This window comes from Streptomyces sp. Ncost-T10-10d (assembly GCF_900091955.1).
Lineage (GTDB): Bacteria > Actinomycetota > Actinomycetes > Streptomycetales > Streptomycetaceae > Streptomyces.
Genome location: NZ_FMDF01000106.1, coordinates 12,031 through 32,464 on the forward strand (window position 1 = coordinate 12,031; position 20,434 = coordinate 32,464).

At 69.1% G+C, this 20,434-nt stretch carries 17 protein-coding genes; 9 read left to right on the forward strand and 8 right to left on the reverse strand.

Translation table 11 applies throughout. The features are described from left to right. Positions 1-18: 18 nt before the first annotated feature. Positions 19-717: a GNAT family N-acetyltransferase gene (locus tag GA0115254_RS17020; RefSeq protein ID WP_256102622.1), complete on the reverse strand. Its 699-nt coding sequence runs from the start codon at positions 715-717 to the stop codon at positions 19-21. A 438-nt stretch (positions 718-1,155) separates the two neighbouring features. Here GA0115254_RS17020 and GA0115254_RS17025 point away from each other — a divergent pair, with 438 nt between their 5' ends. The 3 genes from GA0115254_RS17025 (at position 1,156) to GA0115254_RS17035 (ending at position 3,984) form a co-directional block, all read left to right on the forward strand. Further along, positions 1,156-1,767, forward strand: coding sequence for a hypothetical protein (locus GA0115254_RS17025; protein ID WP_093896144.1), 612 nt, complete (start codon positions 1,156-1,158; stop codon positions 1,765-1,767). A 295-nt stretch (positions 1,768-2,062) separates the two neighbouring features. Further along, positions 2,063-2,671, forward strand: a complete 609-nt coding sequence (locus GA0115254_RS17030) for an ArsR/SmtB family transcription factor (RefSeq protein WP_093896145.1) — start codon at positions 2,063-2,065, stop codon at positions 2,669-2,671. Then, a complete protein-coding gene (locus GA0115254_RS17035; RefSeq protein ID WP_093896146.1) occupies positions 2,668-3,984 on the forward strand; it encodes an MFS transporter in 1,317 nt (438 codons plus the stop codon). The genes GA0115254_RS17030 and GA0115254_RS17035 overlap by 4 nt, the downstream gene beginning before the upstream one ends. 541 nt (positions 3,985-4,525) lie before the next feature. Here GA0115254_RS17035 and GA0115254_RS17045 read toward each other — a convergent pair. The 5 genes from GA0115254_RS17045 to GA0115254_RS17065 form a co-directional block, all read right to left on the reverse strand. Then, the gene (locus GA0115254_RS17045) at positions 4,526-5,317 is read right to left on the reverse strand and encodes an ABC transporter permease (RefSeq protein WP_093896147.1); all 792 of its coding nucleotides are present in this window, start codon (positions 5,315-5,317) and stop codon (positions 4,526-4,528) included. Continuing rightward, complete coding sequence (locus GA0115254_RS17050; RefSeq protein WP_093896148.1) at positions 5,314-6,309, reverse strand: ATP-binding cassette domain-containing protein; 996 nt, start codon at positions 6,307-6,309, stop codon at positions 5,314-5,316. Before GA0115254_RS17050 ends, GA0115254_RS17045 begins: the two co-directional genes overlap by 4 nt. A gap of 63 nt (positions 6,310-6,372) precedes the next feature. After that, positions 6,373-7,218, reverse strand: a complete 846-nt coding sequence (locus GA0115254_RS17055; protein WP_093896149.1) for a DUF4097 family beta strand repeat-containing protein — start codon at positions 7,216-7,218, stop codon at positions 6,373-6,375. An 82-nt stretch (positions 7,219-7,300) separates the two neighbouring features. Further along, a complete protein-coding gene (locus GA0115254_RS17060) occupies positions 7,301-7,819 on the reverse strand; it encodes a toxin-antitoxin system HicB family antitoxin (protein ID WP_093896150.1) in 519 nt (172 codons plus the stop codon). 529 nt (positions 7,820-8,348) lie between these two features. After that, a complete protein-coding gene (locus GA0115254_RS17065) occupies positions 8,349-9,503 on the reverse strand; it encodes a PP2C family protein-serine/threonine phosphatase (protein WP_256102623.1) in 1,155 nt (384 codons plus the stop codon). A 701-nt stretch (positions 9,504-10,204) separates the two neighbouring features. Here GA0115254_RS17065 and GA0115254_RS17070 point away from each other — a divergent pair. Both GA0115254_RS17070 and GA0115254_RS17075 read left to right on the forward strand, forming a co-directional pair. Then, entirely contained in the window at positions 10,205-11,278 is a 1,074-nt protein-coding gene (locus GA0115254_RS17070) for a serine hydrolase domain-containing protein (RefSeq protein ID WP_305137085.1), read from the forward strand. 495 nt (positions 11,279-11,773) lie between these two features. Beyond that, positions 11,774-13,726, forward strand: a complete 1,953-nt coding sequence (locus GA0115254_RS17075) for an acyl-CoA dehydrogenase family protein (protein WP_093896153.1) — start codon at positions 11,774-11,776, stop codon at positions 13,724-13,726. Positions 13,727-14,133: 407 nt separating this feature from the next. Here the strand turns inward: GA0115254_RS17075 and GA0115254_RS17080 are convergent, their stop codons facing one another. Both GA0115254_RS17080 and GA0115254_RS17085 read right to left on the reverse strand, forming a co-directional pair. Beyond that, positions 14,134-14,334, reverse strand: coding sequence for a holin (locus GA0115254_RS17080; RefSeq protein ID WP_093896154.1), 201 nt, complete (start codon positions 14,332-14,334; stop codon positions 14,134-14,136). Further along, complete coding sequence (locus GA0115254_RS17085; protein ID WP_256102624.1) at positions 14,334-15,275, reverse strand: N-acetylmuramoyl-L-alanine amidase; 942 nt, start codon at positions 15,273-15,275, stop codon at positions 14,334-14,336. The genes GA0115254_RS17080 and GA0115254_RS17085 overlap by 1 nt, the downstream gene beginning before the upstream one ends. A gap of 288 nt (positions 15,276-15,563) precedes the next feature. On the opposite strand from GA0115254_RS17085, the gene aroA reads away from it, so the two are divergent. The 4 genes from aroA (at position 15,564) to GA0115254_RS17105 (ending at position 20,184) form a co-directional block, all read left to right on the forward strand. Then, complete coding sequence (gene aroA, locus GA0115254_RS17090) at positions 15,564-16,811, forward strand: 3-phosphoshikimate 1-carboxyvinyltransferase (protein WP_093896155.1); 1,248 nt, start codon at positions 15,564-15,566, stop codon at positions 16,809-16,811. Between the two features lie 34 nt (positions 16,812-16,845). Beyond that, on the forward strand, positions 16,846-17,475 hold the full coding sequence (locus tag GA0115254_RS17095) for an LppU/SCO3897 family protein (RefSeq protein WP_093896156.1): 630 nt from the start codon (positions 16,846-16,848) through the stop codon (positions 17,473-17,475). A gap of 139 nt (positions 17,476-17,614) precedes the next feature. Next, positions 17,615-18,877, forward strand: coding sequence for a 1-deoxy-D-xylulose-5-phosphate reductoisomerase (gene dxr, locus GA0115254_RS17100; RefSeq protein ID WP_093896157.1), 1,263 nt, complete (start codon positions 17,615-17,617; stop codon positions 18,875-18,877). Then, positions 18,874-20,184, forward strand: a complete 1,311-nt coding sequence (locus tag GA0115254_RS17105) for a M50 family metallopeptidase (RefSeq protein WP_093896158.1) — start codon at positions 18,874-18,876, stop codon at positions 20,182-20,184. Before dxr ends, GA0115254_RS17105 begins: the two co-directional genes overlap by 4 nt. Positions 20,185-20,434: the final 250 nt, after the last annotated feature.

A 20,434-nucleotide genomic window follows, 5' to 3' on the forward strand; every position in this document is an offset into this window, starting at 1 on the left:
CGGCTCGCCCGGATTCCTTCAGGCCGGCTCTGGTTGGCGGTCGAAGCCCACCTCATGGAATCCTTCGCTGCGATGCAACGCATAGGGCCGGATCGTCTCGTACAACGCGCGCCCGGCGTCGGTCGCGCCGAGGACTCCGAGGCCGGCACCCTCGTTCAGGGCATGGCCGGCGAGCGTGCGCATCACCAACTGCCCCAGGCCGCGCCGACGGTGGGCATCCTCGGTCCGCACCCGGTCCACGACTGCCGCATCTCCGAGCACCGCCATCTGCCCCTGGGCCGCCTGTTCGCCCGCCGCGTCCAGCACCCGCGCGAAGACGACGGCTCCGACGGTTTCCACCGTCACCGTGTATCCCTCTGGCTCCACCCGGTGGGTGGCCATGAGGTCGGTGACCATCAGGTGCCCGGCCTCCTCGTACGCCACCACCCACCCGGGAGACAGCCACGGCTCGATCACCTCTGGCTCCACGGGCATCTTCATCCAGGTCCGTGGCACGGCAACCGAGGCGGAGGAGCTGCGGACCCGCAACTCATCGGCCTCGGGCAGGACATGGCGTCCCACTTCACCCGGGCTGTCGGCCACCGCGATGTAGAACCCCCAGGGCATCTCGACCGGCGGCGGCGTCCGCCGCGAAACGGCCCAGCCCGCCACCCAGGTCTCGACCAACTCCGCAACCATCAAGTCCTCCCGTGTCAGGAGCAGTTGAGTAATAGTCAATCGCCGAGTGTGCACGTTACATCTCCGTGCGCGGTGGCAGCACCCTTCTGGCGAACGCCGCAGGTTGACACGCCGGCCGCGACCGAGATCGGCAGCACGGTCGGCGCTGTTGCATGCAGGGAGACCGGAAGAGCCGCGTACCACTTGTGGATCCGCAGGTCTTCCGGCCTCGCGAGGCGGGGCGGAGCCGGCAGAAGCCCGTCTGACCAGAGGCTTTGAGCGCCTCCCGTGGGCGGCGCGAGATGGGATGCCAACTCCGGTGTGCGTTAGGTATCTTCGGCGCCTGAGCGACGCCCCTGACCGCCGCCTGGGTATCACCCCCTTTGCGGCGCCTTGGGCGGGCTGGTTCGTTTCATGTCGAGGCGCCGGCCCACGCGACGCATTTCACTGCCTATAAATCGGGGGACGAAAAACATGAGTCGACGGCATCGTCAACTTGTGCGAATCCAGTCGCGTCAGCATTCGGGCACGGGCGAAGAGACATCGCCGGAAGATGCTGTCTGGATCGACACGGGGAGCAACGTAATCGTCGCCGCTGTGGCGGTGATCAGTCTGCTCTTCGCTGGGGTTGGTGCCTATTTGCAGTGGATGGCGACCAGGGATCAACTGGTGCAGAGCACCGAAGCGCGTGAAGAACGCAAGAAGGAGGAGGCGGCCCTTTTCGACGTGCGGTCCGAGGGCGGGAAGCTCTATCTCTCGAACTATTCACGCCACACTGTCCGATCCGTAGAGGTGTACATGCACCACCTCGAAACGAAGAAGCGCGTGCTGTTCCCAGTGCGTAACGTCGGGCCATGCAGGGCGGTGGTCTATAGCTTTCGGTACGCCCCGAAAGGGAAGGCGACCCCGGCCCACCTGTCACTGCACCAGGTGGCTTACAGGGACTGGGAAGGGCTCGACTGGGCGACTGGAGGAGGGATGGCACTTACCAACATCGACGACAAAGCCCGAACCGAGATCCGTGGCAAGTATGTGACCTTTGCGGACTGGGGAAAGCTTTTGGACTGGCCGCGAAAAGAATCCGAGATCGGTGACTGCGCGGGGCGCTGAGACCAGCTGCACCTTCGCGACCGGATACCGGGAACGCGGAGCAAGGCGGCAGGGACGGCGCCTCCTTGAGTGTCCAGCGGGTGAGTACGTGTCCAGCCTCGACCACGCCCCCAGCATCGCCCCGGACGGCCAGCCGTGACCACCAGCCCCCCGATCGCGCTCGACCCCTCCCTGAACCCCTGGGAACGCCACCCCGAAGAGAGCCCGAAGAAGCATGGACAGTTCGTCACTTACCGGGATCTGTCACCAACGTGAGAGTTGACTCTCACAAATCGTGAGAGGAGACTCTCACGTCATGGATTCCAGTAATCGCCTGGGCGATATCGAGATCACTGATCCGCAAGCTATGCGGGCGTTGGCGCATCCGGTGCGACTGGCGATCCTCGACCACCTTCAGCGGCACGGGCCTGCGACCGCCACGCAACTCGCGCCCGACGTCGGAGCGACGCCGTCGGTGACCAGTTGGCATCTGCGTCACCTGGCCGGCTTCGGACTGGTCCGCGACAGTGAGCCCGGCCCGGACCGCCGTCAACGGAGGTGGGAGGCCGTAGCACGCGGCTTCCGATTCGAGACGCCGCAAGACCCGACTGATGAGGAGGGCAGGTCAGCCGCGCGGGTGCTGTCGCAGCAGATGTTCCGGCGCCATGCCGACCTCCCGAGCCGATGGGCTGCCGAAGTCGAACCCGAACTCGATCCGGCGTGGCGCAGGCCGGCCGGGCTGGCGTGCACCCGCGTCGTCGTCTCCGCTGAGGAACTGGCCGCCATCGAGGACGGGATCGAGCGCATTCTTGCGCCGTACGTCACTCGTGACCCGTCCGAGCGGCCCACCGACGGCCGCGGCGTCCGGCTCATGCGCTACGTCCTGCCGGAAGGTGCCGAGGAGCAGACCGGGCAGACGCCGTGAGCAGACCGGAGCAGACCGGAGCGATAGCGCTGTGGCGGGATCGACGATTCTGCCGCTTCTGGGCCGCTCAGTCGGTCTCACAGTTCGGCGACCGGATCACCGAGCTGGCTCTGCCCCTGATCGCCGTCAGCGCGCTGAACGCTTCGGCCAACCAGGTGGCGTGGCTGACCGCACTCATCTGGACCCCGAACCTGCTCGCAATCTTCCTGGGGACTTGGGTCGATCACCAAGCCCACAAACGCCGTCTGATGATCCTCGCCGACCTGGTGCGCGCCGCAGTGCTGCTCAGCCTCCCGGCGGCCCACCTGTCAGGAACGGTGACGCTCGGGCAGTTGTATGCCGTGGCGTTGCTGACGGGCACCGCCGGGGTGCTGTTCAACACCGCCTATCCACCGTTCTTCGTACGCCTCGTGCCGCGCGCTTCCTACGTCGATGCCAACAGCAAGCTCAGCGCCAGCCGGTCCGCATCGTATGTCGCCGGCCCGGCCATCGGTGGCCCATTGGTCCAGGCGCTGACCGCGCCCGTCGCCATCGTCGTGGACGCCCTGACCTTCCTGGTGTCAGCAGTACTGGTCAGCCGCGTTTCGGTCGACGAACCGCTGGCCGCCTGCGGCACCTCGGCGACGCACTCGCTGTTGCGGCGCGCCAGGGAAGGCCTGACATTCATCGTCCGTCACCCAGTACTGCGGGCCGGCCTCGGCTGCGCGGCAACCGTCAACTTCTTCACCTTTGTCGCGGGCAGTGGGCTGATCGTGCTGTTCGCCAGCCGGAGCCTTGAACTGTCCGCCGGAGTGATCGGCATCGCGTTCGGGATCGGCGCGACCGGTTCCCTCCTCGGCGCGGTGTTCGCCCCGAAGATCTCGCGACGGTTCGGCGTGGGGCGCAGCATCTTCGTGGGCTCGGTGCTGTTCCCGGCACCGATCGCCATCGCCGCAACTGCGGACGGCCCGCTCTGGCTCCGCGCCGGAGCCTTGGCCGCGGCCGAGTTCTTCTCAGGCTTCGGCGTCATGCTGTTCGACGTCAACCTCAACTCCCTCCAGGCCGCGGTGATCCCTGATGGCATGCGCAGTCGCGTGGCCGGCGCGTACAGCACGATCAATTACGGCATACGTCCTGTCGGTGCCATCGTCGGCGGGCTACTCGCCACCCTCATCGGCCTGAGGCCGACCCTCCTGATCGCCGCCGTCGGTGGAGCCCTGTCGCTGTTCTGGCTACTGCCTTCACCGATACCCCGTATCCGCTCCCTGGCCCCGAGCAACACTGCGGATACCGCCGGCGACGCGGACGACGACCAACGACCAGTACCTTGTTGACCCGCCAGGCGTGCTCCAGCCCGGATTCGAGCGGATGCCCTCGGACCCGACGGACCGGCACATCCATGCGGGGGCGCCGTCGATCCGAAACACCGCCCTGACCCCCGACAACCGCGCCGCCTTCCGGCTACGAGTTCGGCGGCGTGATCGAGGCCGTCGGTGACAGCGTGGTCTCGTCGCACGTCGGCGAGCGGGTCATGGGCACCACTCAGCCAGGACCGGACGGTGGAGTCTGACGACCGCTTGGGACTGCGTCGGAGAGGCCATGCACGGGAGGAGAAGCCAACCCGCCGGGGGGAAAGCGGCCGTGGTCGAGGTCTGGGCCGCGGCGGACCTCGGTAAGGAGCATCACTACTGCGTGGTGCTCGAGGCGCAGGGTGAACGGCTGCGGGTGCAGGGCGAGTTCCAGCCGACGATGTCGGCGGCGCGGGCCGGGCAGGCGGCGGAGGACGCAGAAGGGCGGCGTACGCCGACGCGGTGTCGGAGTACGCCGCCCCGGGGCGGGACGAGTTGCGGGCGGCGGCCCGCGCTGTCATGGCGGTTACTTCGGGTCGTGGTTGAACTTCGAGGTCGACCAGAAGTATCCGAGCACGGCGAGACCCAGGCACCAGGCGATGGCGAGCCACCCGTTGTGGCCGATCTCGCTGCCGAGCAGCAGGCCGCGCAGGGTTTCGATGGCGGGAGTGAAGGGCTGGTACTCGGCGATCGGCTGGAACCAGCCAGGCATGGAGTCGACCGGGGTGAAGGCGCTGGACAGGAGCGGCAGCAGGATCAGCGGCATCGCGTTGTTGCTTGCGGCCTCGGCGTTCGGGCTGACCATGCCCATGCCTACCGCGATCCAGGTGAGCGACAGGGCGAAGAGTACGAGTAGTCCGAACGCCGCCAGCCATTCCAGGGCGGTGGCGTCGGTGGAGCGGAAGCCGATGGCCACGGCGACGGCGCCGACGAGGATCACGCTCGTGATCGACTGCAGCACGCTGCCGACGACGTGCCCGACGAGCACCGAAGGGCGGTGGATCGCCATCGTGCGGAAGCGGGCGATGATGCCCTCGGTCATGTCGTTGGAGACGGAGACCGCGGTTCCGACCACGGTGCTGCCGATGGTCATCAGCAGGAGGCCCGGGACGAGGTAGGCGATGTATGCGGAGCGGTCCGGGCCGCCGCCGCCGATGCCCGCGCTCATCGTGTCGCCGAAGATGTAGACGAAGAGCAGCAGCAGCATGATCGGCGTGAGCAGCAGGTTCAGGGTGAGGGACGGATAGCGCCGCGCGTGCAGGAGGTTGCGGCGCAGCATCGTGGACGAGTCGCGCACGGCGAGGGGGAGGGAGCTCATCGGACAGCCTCCTTGGGGGACTGGTTGGTGTCGCTGGTCAGGGCGAAGAACACGTCGTCGAGGTCGGGGGTGTGCACGGTCAGCTCGTCCGCCTCGATGCCGGCCGAGTCCAGCCAGTCGAGGATGGAGCGGAGCTCGCGCTGGCTGCCGTCGCTGGGGATCTGCAGCGTGAGGGAGTCGTCGTCCCGGGTGACCTCGTGCAGCGCGAGGGCGGCGGACCGGTACGCGGCCGGGTCGGTGAAGCGGAGCCGGACATGCCCGCCAGGGATGAGCCGCTTCAGCTCGTCGGCGGTGCCCTCGGCGGCGATCTTGCCGTCGTTGAGCACGGCGATACGGTCGGCGAGTTCGTCGGCCTCGTCCAGGTACTGGGTGGTGAGGAAGACGGTGACGCCGTCGGAGACCAGGTCGCGGATGATGCCCCACATGTTGTGCCGGGAGCGCGGGTCGAGGCCGGTGGTCGGCTCGTCGAGGAAGATGATGCGCGGGTTGCCGACCAGCGTCATGGCGATGTCCAGACGGCGCTTCATGCCGCCGGAGTAGGTGGAGGCGGGCTTCTTCGCCGCCTCTACCAGGTCGAAGCGCTCCAACAGGTCGGCGGCGGTGCGCCGCCCCTCGCTGCGGGAGAGGTGGTGCAGGTCCGCCATGAGGAGCATGTTCTCCTCGCCGGTGATCAGGCCGTCGACGGCGGAGAACTGACCGGTGACACCGATCGCGGCCCGCACCGCCTGCGGGTCGGCGGCCAGGTCGTGGCCGCCGACGTGCAGGTTGCCGGCGTCGGCGGTGATGAGAGTGGAGAGGATTTTGACGGCGGTGGTCTTGCCGGCGCCGTTGGGCCCGAGCAGCGCGAACACGGACCCGGCCGGGATGTGCAGATCGATGCCGTCGAGCACGGTCTTGTCGCCGTACGACTTGCGCAGACCAACGGCGGAGACGGCGGCGGGCGACTGCGGACCGTCACCCTGCCTGGGCGTGGGCATGACAGATGAAGGCATGGAGCCCTCCCGTTCGAAGGGTGAAGTGACTGGGGTGAGTGGCCGAGTTTGCGGGGCCGGCGCTCAGGCCCGGGCGCGGCGGACGTCGATGTTGCCGTACCGGGTGCGGGCACGGACCTCGACGGTGTCCTCGGTCTTCTCCGGGGTCTCGGACGCGGTGAGCGTATTGCGCACCTGGCCGGAGCCGGAGCTGACATCGAGCCAGGCGGCGGTGCCCTCGCGGATGCCAACCTCGATAGCGCCGTAGGAGGTCTCCAGCTGGACGGTGCCGCAGGCCACTTCGCCCACGCGCAGGGTGCCATGGGCGGTGGTGGCGACGACCGAGCCCTCGGCGCGCGCGATGTCGATGTCGCCGTTGGCGCCGCGCACCCGCAGGTCGCCGGTCGCGACGCCGACGGTCGTGGTGCCGTGCGAGTTCTTCAGAACGGCGGGACCGTCGACGGTGCCGACGCGCAGGCTGCCGGAGCTGGTGGTGATCTCGGCCATACCCTCGATCCGGTCGACGGTGATCGAGCCGTGGGAGGCGGTCAGCTGGAGCGGCCCGGTCATGTCGAGGCGGACGTCACCGGACGAGGTCTTCACCCGGACCTCGCCGAGCCGGCCCTCACCGAGTACCTGGGCCCAGGCGCCGGTCACGTCGACGCGTGAGCCCGTGGGAAGTTCGACCGTCACATCGACGGTGCCGGTGCGCCCTACGAGATAGCGCTGCTTGGGCGTCCTGACGGTCAGGGCGCCGCTCGCGTACGTGACCTCGGTCTGGTCGGCCGCCCGTACGTCCTGGTCCCGCTTCGGGTCGCGGGGTTGCACCTCGACGACGGTGTCGAGGCGGTCGCCCGCGGTGAACCGGATGGAACCGGCCTCCACGTGTGCCGTGGCCGAGATCGGTTCGGGAGTGTCGAAAGAAGGCATGGCTGTCCCGTCCTCTTGGGTCTTCAGGACGTCCCCGCTGGTGGGACGTGGCGTGGGTGAAGTGGTGCGGGCGGGGGCTGGGTTAGCGCACCCAGCCCGTGAAGTTCTGTCCGATGGTCTGGGTCTTCTCCGTCGTACGCGGCCGGGTGCCACCGTCGACCGCGGCCGACACGGCGCGCACCAGCCACGCGTTGACCGACAGGCCCTCGCGGCTCGCGGCTTCCTCGGCGCGGGCCTTGAGGTGGGCCGGCAGGCGCAGGTTGACACGGGCGGTGCCGCCCTCGTCGCCGTCGGCCGGGGCCGGGGTCTTGAGCAGTTCGACGGGCGCGGCGGGCTCCGCGGGGGTGCCGCCGCCGGTGGGCGGCGGTGTCACCACGAAGTCGGGGTCGAGCCCGCGCAGCCGTACGTCGACCGAGCCGGGGGCGAGTTCGCGGGTGATCTCGTCCATCGCGGCGGAGAGCATGTTGAGCATGGTCAGCCGGGTCGCCGACTCCAGGGGAGCGGTGAGCCTCTCGGCCAGCTCGCGGGCTTCGTCGCCGCCGGCTTCGGCGGCCACCGCGAGTTCGCGGCGGAGGGTGTCGACATACGGGGTGAGGTCCATGGCGCCATAATGGCACCATAATGGCTCCGTGGGCAAGTGGTGAGGTGACCTCTCTGGGTAGGTCGCCGACGTAACCGTCCCGACCTGCGAAAACGTGCTGGTGCCTACCTGGGTGATTGTGGCTCTGTGTGTGCCCATGCGCCTTTGGGGGCGCGGGATGGCGCCGAGTGACGCCGAGTGGCACCGGGTGGCATCAAGTCGTGCCACCCGACGCCATTCGATACCGCAAGGGGGGCTTGCCCTCGCCTCGCGGTCTGCGGCCGGCCACGCTTCTTCTCGGCCGAGGCCCGGAGCAGGGGGCAGGGCGCCGACGGCCTTCGCGAGAGCGGACTTCCGGCGTTCGTCAACACCCGCCGGTCGACCTCGTGGAACCTTGTCCGCCTTGACCGGCCGGTTGCCTTACGCCACGGCTGTGCGGGTGGGGACGGTGTTCGCACAGCGGGTCGACCACCCGGGCGACGCTGCGAACAACTTCTTGGCCCAGGCGCTGCGCGAAGCGCCGCGCGATTTCAGGATCTTCAGGGCGCTTCTAGTCGGGCAGGTGGTAGACGGCGAGGGCCGCGGTGTCGTCGTGGAGGCGGTTGTCGCTGTAGCTGAGGAGATCGTGGTGGAGGCGGTCGAGGAGTTCCCGGGGCTGGAGAGGACCCCAGGAGAGGACACGCTGGCGGAGGGGGTAGAAGGTCCCGGTGTGGTCCCGTGCTTCGGTGACGCCGTCGGTGTAGAGCAGCAACTGGTCGCCGGGACCGAATGGGTACTCGTCGATCCGGTAGGCCTCCGTGAGGAGCATGCCCAGGTTGAGGGGCGGTGCGGGGTCGGCCGTCTCCAGCTCGGTGACGCCGTCGGAGCGGATGAGGAGGGGTGGGGGGTGGCCGCAGTTGACGATGCGGACCACGTGACGCCGGGGGATCTCCGCGAAGACAGCGGTGACGAAGCGCTCGCCCACCTCGTTTCCGGCCAGGCGGGCGGCCCTGCGATTCATGCTCGTCTCCGCCCGTCGGGCAACGGCGGCGAGGTCGGGTTCGTCGTGGGCGGCCTCGCGAAAGGCGCCGAGGAGAGTGGCGGCCGTCTCGACGGCGGGGAGTCCCTTGCCGCGGACGTCGCCGATGACAAGGCGGAGTCCGTACGTGGTGGGGACGGCCTCATACAGGTCACCGCCGATGCGTGCTTCCGCGGCGGCGGACAGGTAGAGGGCTTCGACCAGAATGGGGCCGACGCGGTGAGGCACCGGGCTGAGCAGGACACGCTGCGCGATCTCGGCCACGAAACGCACGTTGGCGAGGGTGCGTTCCCGCCGCACGCGGTGGGCAGCCAGGATTGTTCCGAGGACGCCGACCACAGCGGTGCTCAGGTAGGTGGCCACGTAGTGGCGCTCCCACACGTAACTCACCGGGCGGCCCGCGCAGCACGGGGTACCGGCCAGGACTCCTTCGAAGGCGATCGCGAACACGGTGACGCCGGCCACGACAGTGGGGCCGTGGGCGAAGGCGGCGATCACGGGGAGGGCGATGAGCAGGAAGCTCACCGGCCACTGCACGGGCGTGAGGGGTTCGAGCACCAGGATGCCCGCGATATAGAAGGCGGGCAGCCAGCGCATCCACCCGGGCGCGGCCGGCACCTGCGGGCCCCCCTCGCCGGGCCGCGCTGCCCAGCCGCTCGCCGCCCCGGGGCGGCCCGGCCACCTCACTGCTCACTCCGTCGCAGAGCGAGCGGCGCGAGCACGGACGCTGCCCGGTCGGAGGACGGAGCCGCCGTGTGGGCCTGCATGCGGACGGTCCTCCTGGCGGCTCCACTCAAACAGCCTGTACACGCGGGACTCCTGGCACATGACGTGGTCAAGACGTCCATCCTGCTGCCCCGCAACGCTTCGGACCGGCCATTGCTCCAGCCAATGGCATGTCAGGATCTTCGCGCGGGGTTGACCCGCCGGGACCGGGTGCGGGGTCGTGCATGTCGGGATCGTGCCCCAGTCCTACCTGGCCGGGCCAAGACCACCGCGTGGCCGCACCAGCGCGGACGCGCACACGTACCCGCAGGTCAGGACTGCTTCGTGTGCGCGGTTCCCGTCTGGTGTTCCCCTGGAGCGCGGCGGCGAGTGATCTGCTCCCCTGACGCCGCCACCGCAGCCAGGGCGTTTATCTGCCCCCCGTTGCCCATCGGCTGAGCGCACCGGGGGTCAGCCCCACCTGGAGTTGGGCGGGTAGCCGGATCGCCCCGGTCGGTCGCATCCGGACATGCTGAGCCCGGCATACGCCGCTGGTTTCCCAACAATTCCGTAGGAGTTGATTCGTGCGTGAGCAGGCATGACAAAGGTTCCGTTCTTCCGGGTGGCAGCGGGGTGGTCGGCGCCGAGCCCTGCCGGCTGCGGCCGCGGTGGCCGTGGGCGTCATGACGATGGGTGCCCTGGCGCCGCCCGCGGCGTTTGCCGCCGCCAGGCCGGACACCGTCCAGCAGGGCCTGAACGCGCTGGTGCACTCCGATGGTGTGCCCGCCGCGCTGGCCGACGTCAGGGACCGTGACGGCCGCACCCGTACCTACACCGCAGGGGTCGGCGACCTGGCCACCGGCTCGAAGGTGCCCAGGGACGGTCAGGTGCGGATCGGCAGCAACACCAAGACGTTCACCGCGGTGGTCGTGCTGCAACTGGTCGGTGAAGGGAAGATCGGCCTCGACGCCCCGGTCGACACCTATCTGCCGGGCCTCGTACGCGGGAAGAGGATCGACGGACGCCACATCACCGTCGGTCAGCTCCTGCAGCAAACCAGCGGACTTCCCAACTACACCAACTACCTCGGTGACGACGTCCGGTACTTCGAACCCCGCGAGCTCGTCGACATCGCCCTCCAGCACAAGGCCGACTTCGCCCCCGGGACGAAATGGGAGTACAGCAACACGAACTACGTGCTGGCAGGCCTGATCGTCGAGAAGGTCACCGGCCGCCCCCTCGCCAAGGAGATGGACCGGCGTGTCATCAAGCGCATCGGGCTGCACCACACCTACTTCCCCGCCCCCGGTGACGCGACCGTCCGAGAACCCCATCCCAAGGGCTATTACAGGGACTCGGCCGGTGCGCCTCTGCGCGACGTCACGGAGATGGACCCCTCCTGGGGCTGGGCCGCAGGCCAGATGATCTCCACCAACTCCGACCTGAACCGGTTCTTCACCGCGCTCCTGTCCGGCCACCTCCTTCCGGAAGCCCAGCTCGCCCAGATGCGCAGCGCCACCCTCCCCGCTGAAACCACCTTCGGCCCCGGCGCCCGCTACGGACTGGGGCTCGTGAGCAAGCCCCTGCCGTGCGGCGGCGTCTACTGGGGTCACGGCGGTAGCTTCCCGGGATACGAGACCCGGGGCGGAGCCACCGACAACGGCCGCGCCGCCAACGTCGCGGTGACCATGCAGCTGACCGACGAGGCAGCCAGGGCGCGTGTCGACCGTGTCGTGGACACGGCCCTGTGCCGCTGAACCGCGCCTCCTGGGGCCGTCCGGCGGGTCAGAGAGGTGGGCGGTTCGGGGCAGGCAGGTCCGTCCGGCACCCAAGGGTCCGAGAACGCCACGGCCGGTCGAGGGCCGGCCCTACCCGAGGGCGTGCGGTGCCCTGTGCAAGGCAGCCGCTGCCCCCGTCAGGTACTCCGTTCGCCGGTCCCCGACACGTGCGGGGCACGGCGATGGTGCAGATCGGAGGAGAATCGCAGGTAAGGGCGTTGCGAGGGGCCCCACAGTGCGAGGGCTCCGGTTGCTTCCGCTTCCCCCGCTCACGGCCTGACCGCCGTGTCATCGCGGGGCTGGCCAGTGGAGTGGCTCCCGACCCGATCGGCGTCCGGGGGATGGTGGGAGTGCCGGTAATCGGGTACATCAGGACAAGTAGCACCGGTTGGTACGGCTCGGCAGGCGCCCTTGTGCGCTCCGCGCGGACCGGCCGCGTCCGCCCACCCCACAACGCGGCGAGGTGAGCTCCTCATGTCCGCACCATCCGCTCCGAAGAACACGCCCAAGGTCACCGAGCGTGAAGCACGCCAAGTGGCCGAGGCCGCGCGCGAACAGGACTGGCACAAGCCCAGTTTCGCCAAGGAACTCTTCCTCGGGCGCTTCCGGCTCGACCTGATCCATCCGCATCCGCTGCCGGCCGCGGACGACGTCCGGCGCGGCGAGGCGTTCCTTGCCCGGCTGCGCGACTTCTGCGAAACCAGGATCGACAGCGCCCTCATCGAGCGTGAGGCAAGGATTCCCGACGAGGTGATCAACGGCCTCAAGGAACTCGGCGCGCTCGGGATGAAGATCGACCCGAAGTACGGCGGCCTCGGCCTCACCCAGGTCTACTACAACAAGGCCCTCGCCCTGGTCGGATCCGTCAGCCCCGCGATCGGTGCACTGCTCTCCGCCCACCAGTCCATCGGCGTGCCACAGCCGTTGAAACTCTTCGGCAGCCAGGAACAGAAAGACACCTTCCTGCCCCGGCTGGCCAGCACCGACATCTCGGCGTTCCTGCTCACCGAACCGGACGTCGGCTCCGACCCGGCCAGGCTCGCCACCTCGGCGGTTCCGGAGGGACCGGACTACATCCTCGACGGTGTGAAGCTGTGGACGACCAACGGTGTCGTCGCCGACCTGCTTGTCGTGATGGCCCGCGTCCCGAAATCGGAAGGCCACAAGGGAGGCATCACGGCCTTCGTCGTCGAGGCGGACTCCCCGGGCATCACCGTCGAGAACCGCAACGCCTTCATGGGCCTGCGCGGCCTCGAGAACGGCGTCACCCGCTTCCACCGGGTCCGGGTCCCGGCCGCGAACCGCATCGGCCCCGAGGGCGCAGGGCTCAAGATCGCCCTCACCACGCTCAACACGGGACGGCTCTCCCTGCCCGCCATGTGTGTCGGCGCCGGGAAGTGGTGTCTGAAGATCGCCCGCGAGTGGTCGGCGGTCCGTGAGCAGTGGGGCAGGCCGGTCGCCCGGCACGAGGCCGTCGGCGCCAAGATCTCCTTCATCGCCGCAACCACTTTCGCGCTCGAAGCGGTGGTCGACCTCTCCTCCCAGATGGCGGACGAGAACCGCAACGACATCCGGATCGAAGCGGCTCTCGCCAAGCTGTACGGCTCCGAGATGGGCTGTCTGATGGCCGACGAACTGGTCCAGATCCGGGGCGGCCGGGGCTTCGAGACAGCCGCGTCCCTCGCCGCCCGCGGCGAACGGGCCGTCCCCGCCGAACAGCTCCTGCGCGATCTGCGGATCAACCGGATCTTCGAGGGCTCCACCGAGATCATGCATCTGCTGATCGCCCGTGAGGCCGTCGACGCCCATCTGAAGGTCGCGGGGGACATCATCGACCCCGACAAACCGCTTTCCGCCAAGGCGAAAGCAGGCGCGAACGCGGCCGGCTTCTACGCCCGCTGGCTGCCCAAGCTCGTCGCGGGTCCAGGACAACTCCCGCGTACGTACGGAGAATTCAACCCATCCGGACACCCGGACCTGTCCGCCCATCTGCGCTATGTCGAACGCTCCGCCCGCAAGCTCGCGCGCTCCACCTTCTACGCCATGTCGCGCTGGCAGGGCCGGATGGAGACCAAGCAGGGCTTCCTCGGCAGGATCGTCGACATCGGCGCGGAACTCTTCGCCATGAGCGCCGCCTGCGTCCGCGCCGAACTGCTGCGCTCCTCCGGCGACCACGGCCGCGAGGCCTACCGGCTCGCCGACACGTTCTGCCACCAGTCCCGCGTCCGGGTCGAGGAACTCTTCACCCGCCTGTGGTCCAACACCGACGACCTGGACCGACGCGTGGTCGACGGCGTCCTGTCCGGTGCGTACACCTGGCTGGAGGAAGGCATCATCGATCCGAGCGGCGAAGGCCCGTGGATCGCCGATGCCGATCCATCCGAAACCCATCACCCGAACGTCAGAAGGATCATTCGGCCGAGCTGACACCCACGCAGGCGAACAGGCATCTCGGCTGGGAGCCCGGCCGAGCGGCCTCCTCGCTGTTCGGGCATGCCCCATACCGGGACAGGAGCCGAGGCGGAACCGCTTACGCGGGTCACCGCAAGAGCGCGACGAGGTCGGTTGCCGCCCCGGCTGCACCGGCTCACCGAGGCGACCGCCGGGAGCGGCCGGCGGCGCCTCTCCAGGGCGGTGACCCGATCCTGTGGCGCGTCGATGTCCTGCTCGGTCGCCTCCGTCCGCTGAAGCGCAAGGCCGAGCCGACCGTTCAACCCGGCGAACCCCGTCCGGATCTCCCCGCGCGTCTCGGCCGGTTCGACGGCGACCTGGTCGCCACCCGACGCCGGCGGCGCCATGTCCGGGTCCGGACAGTCCTCATGAGCCCCGGCCCGTCAGCGCTCCCGGACGCAGTGATCGTGCTGAGGGCCGCCGGGAAGCGCGGCACTTCCGGCGAGTGGCAGGCTCTGCCTCCAGCCGGCATCGAGGACACCGGCGGTGCCGGGGCCGAGTGTTGCGACGAGGGTCTGCGCGGTGGTCCGCACAGTGCGCTCCGCCGTCGCGACCCGGAACGTGGCAGTGAAGACCGACGCCATCAGGTCTCCGTGGTGTCGATGTCGACGTCGATGGCGGCCCGCTCGATCGCGGCCTCCACCGCGGCGATGACGGTCTCGGTGTCGGCGCCCGTGCCGAGCTGACCGGCGAGCGCGGTGATCGCGGCGGTCTGGGCGGCCATCCGCTTGTCCATGGAACGGATGCGGGCCTGCATGTCCTTCAAGATGGACTGCGGCTGCCACGTGGGGTTCGTCCCGTGGTCTGCCGCGTCCGTCGGGCCGCCGATCGCATCGGTCTTCCAGACGGCGTCGAAAATGTCGCGCTTGGTGATTCCTGCCATGGGGTCCTCCTCATTCGGGTTCCAGCTCGCGGGGTGCTTCAGCCGCTCAGCCACATCGGCGCGCAGCTCGGGCATGGTGAAACCACGGGGGTCGACCTTGTCGTTCGACCACTCCAGGTGGCCGATCACGGACTTCGCCGACCAGTCGTGCGCCCGGCACAACGCCGCCTGCACCCGGACGATCGCGTCGTACTGGGCCTTGGGCCAGGGGTCCTTGCCGTTGCCGAGGTTCTCGCACTCCCAGCCGTAGAAGCGCGCATTGCCGTCGATTCCGTTCGCGTTGCCCTTCGTGGGCGGGGTCGGCCGGCTGCCGTACGACTCGGCGATCACCTGCTCCAGAACGCGCGGGTCACCGCCGCCCGCGTGATTCGCGCGGCCCCAGCCGACCATGTGCACCCGGCCGTCCTTCGCAATCATCCCGTGGCACAGCGGACCGGGCAGGGACGCGTACCCGTCCCGGACCATGGCCACGGTCGCCGCGGTCCCCTTGGTGACCGTATGGTGCACCATGCTGCCGTTGACCGGACCCCATGCACCCTTCGAGTTCCGGTTGTGCGTACGCCAGTTGCCGACCTCCACCACGCGCACTCCCTCGGCACGCAGAGCGGATATGACCTGTGCAGCGGACATGGGTTCTGCCATGCGATTTCCCTATCCTGCGGTGTGGATGACGTTGCGGAACACCCCCTGCTAACCGTTCTGCCCCTCGTCGGTTCCTTCTACCTTCTCCGCCCGGACGCATGGACCCCGCCACGTGGAATCCCCGGCGGTGGCCGTGTACTTCGCGCCTCGCCGACGGTGCGCGTCCACGTGGCCTGCGTGGCCGGCACATGGCGTCGGCGCTCCTCGCCCCGGACTGCTCGGCGGGCGCACGTCCACTCACCGGACGTACCCCGCCCGGCCGTGCGGGGTACGGCAGGATGACGGTCCGTGACCGTCATCCACATCCCCGGCTCCAAGTCCGTCACCGCGCGTGCCCTGTTCCTGGCCGCCGCCGCGAACGGCACCAGCACCCTCGTACGGCCCCTGCGCTCGGACGACACCGAGGGGTTCGCCGAAGGCCTCACGCGCCTCGGCTACCGCGTCGGACAGGAAGCGGACCGCTGGCACATCGAGGGCCGTCCCTCCGGCCCCGCCGTCACCGACGCCGATGTCCACTGCCGCGACGGCGCCACCACGGCACGCTTCCTGCCGACCCTCGCCGCGGCCGCAGCCTCCGGCACGTACCGCTTCGACGCCTCCGCCCAGATGCGCCGCCGTCCCCTTGCCCCGCTCACCGAGGCCCTGCGCACGCTCGGCGTCGACCTGCGCCACGACGCGGCCGAGGGCCACCACCCGCTGCGGATCAGCGCATCGGGGATCAGGGGCGGCGAACTCACCCTGGACGCGGGGGAGTCCTCCCAGTACCTCACCGCACTCCTGATGCTCGGACCGCTGACCGCTCAGGGGCTCCGTATCACCGTCACCGACCTGGTCTCCGCCCCGTACATCGAGATCACCCTCGCGATGATGCGCAGCTTCGGCGTCGAGACGACCCGCGGCGGCCACGACAACAACGTCTTCACCGTGCCACCCGGCGGCTACCGGGCCACCACCTACGCCATCGAGCCCGATGCCTCCACCGCGAGCTACTTCTTCGCCTCGGCGGCCCTCACCGGCCGTGAGGTCACCGTTCCCGGCCTCGGCACGGACGCACTCCAGGGCGACCTCCGGTTCGTCGATGTGCTGCGCCGCATGGGCGCCGAGGTGCACACCACGGCCCGGTCCACCACCGTCAGCTCCGGCGGCACCCTCTCGGGCCTCACCGTCAATATGCGCGACATCTCCGACACCATGCCGACGCTGGCGGCGATCGCACCTTTCGCGTCGGGGCCGGTACGCATCGAGGACGTGGGCAACACCCGGGTGAAGGAGTGCGACCGGCTGGAGGCCTGCGCCCAGAACCTCAGACGGATGGGGATCACGGTCGGGACGGGCCGTGACTGGATCGAGATCCACCCCGGCACACCCCGTCCCACCGAGATCACCACCCACGGCGACCACCGCATCGTCATGTCGTTCGCCGTCGCCGGCCTGCGGGTGCCCGGCATCACGTTCGACGACCCCGGTTGCGTACGAAAGACGTTTCCCGGGTTCCACGAGGCCTTCGCCGGGTTCGCGGAACTCACGAACCGTTAGGGTTCCCGAGCCCACGCCGTCTCCGGGAGTTCTCATGTCCACGCCACCCCACCACCCGCCGACCTCCTACGGATCCGTTGCGTCGTGCCACATCTGCGGTGCGATACCGGCGGTCCACGCCGTGGTGCGTGGACACCGCGGGCTCGTCGTCACACTGCGTTTCCTGACCGAGGAGGGCGCCTTCTGCCGGACCTGCGGAACGGCCACGTACCGCAGGATGACCTCGGACACCCTCTGGCAGGGCTGGTGGGGTCTGCTGTCGGTGTTCGCCGCACCGGTCACGATGGTGATGAACATCGGCGCCCGCTCCCGGATCCGCGCCCTGCCCCACCCGGTGGGCAATCTGCGGCCCCAACTCGCCCCGGGGCGCCGGGTGCTGGCCCGGCCGCCCGCGCTGGTCATCATGGCCGCCCTGGTCGTGGCCCTGGGCGCGGTCGTGGTCCCGAAGCTGATTCCGCACACCCAGCCCACGTTCACCGCCGGTGACTGCATCCGCAACCATGCGAAATGGCCCGAGCAGGACCTCGAAGAGGTCGGCTGCAGTTCCCCCGAGGCCGAGTACTGGATCTCCGACGGGGACAAGTGCTGGGGCAGGGACTGGCTGCTGTACCTGGAGTACAGCGCGGAGAAGAAGACCCTGTGCGCTCACCCCATGTCGAAATGACCGCCCCGGCGACTCCACGGATCACGACGGCCCGGTGGGCGAGGTTTCGCGCCAGGACGGCTGACGATCGGCCCCGGGCGGACCGCGCCTGCCCGGCCTGGGGGACGCACTGTCCACACTCACAGCCGATGCGGCAACAATGGGGGGCATGAGCGACAGCCCTGCCCCCCTCGCCGACCCGCACATCGTCTTCGACGCCGCGGAAGGCCCCCGGGATCTCGTCATCCTCGGTTCCACCGGCTCCATCGGCACCCAGGCCATCGACCTGGTACTGCGCAACCCCGACCGCTTCCGTGTCATCGCGCTCTCCGCCGCGGGCGGCCGGGTCGCGCTCCTCGCCGAGCAGGCGCGGCGGCTACGGGTGCGTACCGTGGCCGTCGCCGTACCGGATGCCGTACCGGCTCTCCGCGAGGCGCTGCGCGAGCAGTACGGGACGGGTGAGCCGCTCCCCGAGATCCTGGCAGGGCCCGAAGCCGCCACCCAGCTCGCCGCCGGTGACTGCCACACCGTGCTCAACGGAATCACCGGATCGATCGGTCTCGCCCCCACACTCGCCGCACTCGAAGCGGGCCGCACGCTCGCCCTGGCCAACAAGGAGTCGCTGATCGTCGGCGGCCCGCTGGTCAAGGCGCTGGCCGAGCCCGGCCAGATCATCCCGGTCGACTCCGAGCACGCCGCCCTCTTCCAGGCGCTCGCCGCCGGTACCCGGGCCGACGTGCGGAAGCTCGTCGTCACAGCCTCCGGCGGCCCCTTCCGGGGACGGACGAAGAGCGAGCTGGCGAACGTCACGCGCGAGCAGGCGCTCGCGCATCCGACCTGGGCCATGGGACCGGTCATCACGATCAATTCCGCCACCCTGGTCAACAAGGGACTGGAGGTCATCGAGGCGCATCTGCTCTACGACATTCCGTTCGACCGGATCGAGGTCGTGGTCCACCCCCAGTCGTACGTTCACTCCATGGTGGAGTTCACCGACGGCTCCACCCTCGCCCAGGCCACACCCCCGGACATGAGGGGCCCGATCGCCATCGGCCTCGGCTGGCCCCAGCGCATCCCGGACGCCGCACCCGCCTTCGACTGGTCGAAGGCGTCCAGCTGGGAGTTCTTCCCCCTCGACGACGATGCCTTCCCGTCCGTGGGACTGGCCAGGCACGTGGGCACGCTCGGCGCCACCGCCCCGGCCGTGTTCAACGCCGCGAACGAGGAATGCGTCGACGCATTCCTGGCAGGACGGCTGCCGTTCAACGGAATCATGGATACGGTCACGGCGGTGGTGGCCGAACACGGCACCCCCACCACGGGAACTTCGCTCACGGTCGCAGACGTCCTCGAAGCGGAGACCTGGGCACGCGCCCGGGCCCGTGAACTCTCGGCGAAAGCGACAGCGGAGGCGCGCGCATGAGTATTACGACGGTCCTGTTGACGATTCTGGGCATCGTCGTCTTCGTCATCGGGCTGCTGTTCTCGATCGCCTGGCACGAGCTGGGGCACCTGTCGACCGCGAAGCTCTTCGGTATCCGCGTCCCCCAGTACATGGTCGGCTTCGGACCGACGGTCTGGTCGCGGAAGAAGGGCGACACCGAGTACGGGATCAAGGCCATTCCGGCCGGCGGCTACATCCGCATGATCGGCATGTTCCCGCCGGGACCGGACGGGCGCCTGGAGGCGCGTTCCACGTCACCGTGGCGCGGCATGATCGAGGACGCCAGGTCCGCGGCCTTCGAAGAGCTCGAACCGGGTGACGAGAAGCGGCTCTTCTACACGCGCAAGCCGTGGAAGCGCGTCATCGTGATGTTCGCCGGACCGTTCATGAACCTGGTCCTCGCCGTCGCGATCTTCCTCGGTGTGGCGATGACCTTCGGGTTCCAGACCCAGACCACCGAGGTGGCGGGTGTCCAGAAGTGCGTGATCGCCCAGAGCGCGAACCGTGACACCTGCAAGAAGTCCGATCCGGTCTCGCCCGCACAGGCCGCAGGACTCAAGAAGGGTGACAAGATCGTCGCCTTCGACGGCCAGAAGGTCGACGACTGGGCCACACTCTCCGACAAGATCCGCGACACCATCGGCCCCGCCACGATCACGGTCCAGCGCGACGGCCAGGAGCAGACCCTCCACGCGGTGCTGAAGAAGAACGCGGTGGCGAAGAAGGACTCCAAGGGAGAGGTGATCCCCGGTCAGTACGTGACGGCCGGCTACCTCGGCTTCGCCGCCCAGACCGACATCGTTCCGCTCTCCTTCGGCGACTCGGTCGTCCGCATGGGAGACATGATCGAGAACGGCGTCGACTCGATCATCGCCCTGCCCTCCAAGATCCCGGACCTGTGGAACGCGGCCTTCGGCAACGGTGAGCGAGCAGCGGACTCCCCGGTCGGCGTGGTCGGTGCGGCCAGGATCGGCGGCGAGGTGATGACGCTCGACGTCCCGGCGACGAACCAGATCGCGATGATGCTGTTCCTGCTGGCCGGCTTCAATCTCTCGCTGTTCCTCTTCAACATGCTGCCCCTGCTGCCGCTCGACGGCGGGCACATCGCCGGAGCGCTCTGGGAGGCCCTGCGCCGCAATGTGGCACGGGTCTTCAGGCGCCCCGACCCGGGCCCCTTCGACGTGGCCAAACTGATGCCGGTCGCCTATGTCGTCGCAGGTGTGTTCATCTGCTTCACACTGCTGGTGCTGGTGGCCGACATCGTCAATCCGGTCAAGATCTCCTGATCTCCCGACCGGCCCGGTGAACCATGGGTGACGGCCCGGCACACAGCGTGTGTACGGGCCCGTCCCCTTGCGCGGCACTCCCGGACGCGGTGTGCTCGGGGGTGCCGCCGGTGCCGTAACCTCGAAACCCGGAGCCCGCCGATCTCGGGACCTTGATCCACACCTTGGGGATGCTCAGCGCATGACTGCGATTTCTCTCGGAATGCCGTCCGTTCCGACCAAGCTCGCCGACCGGAGGGTCAGCCGCCAG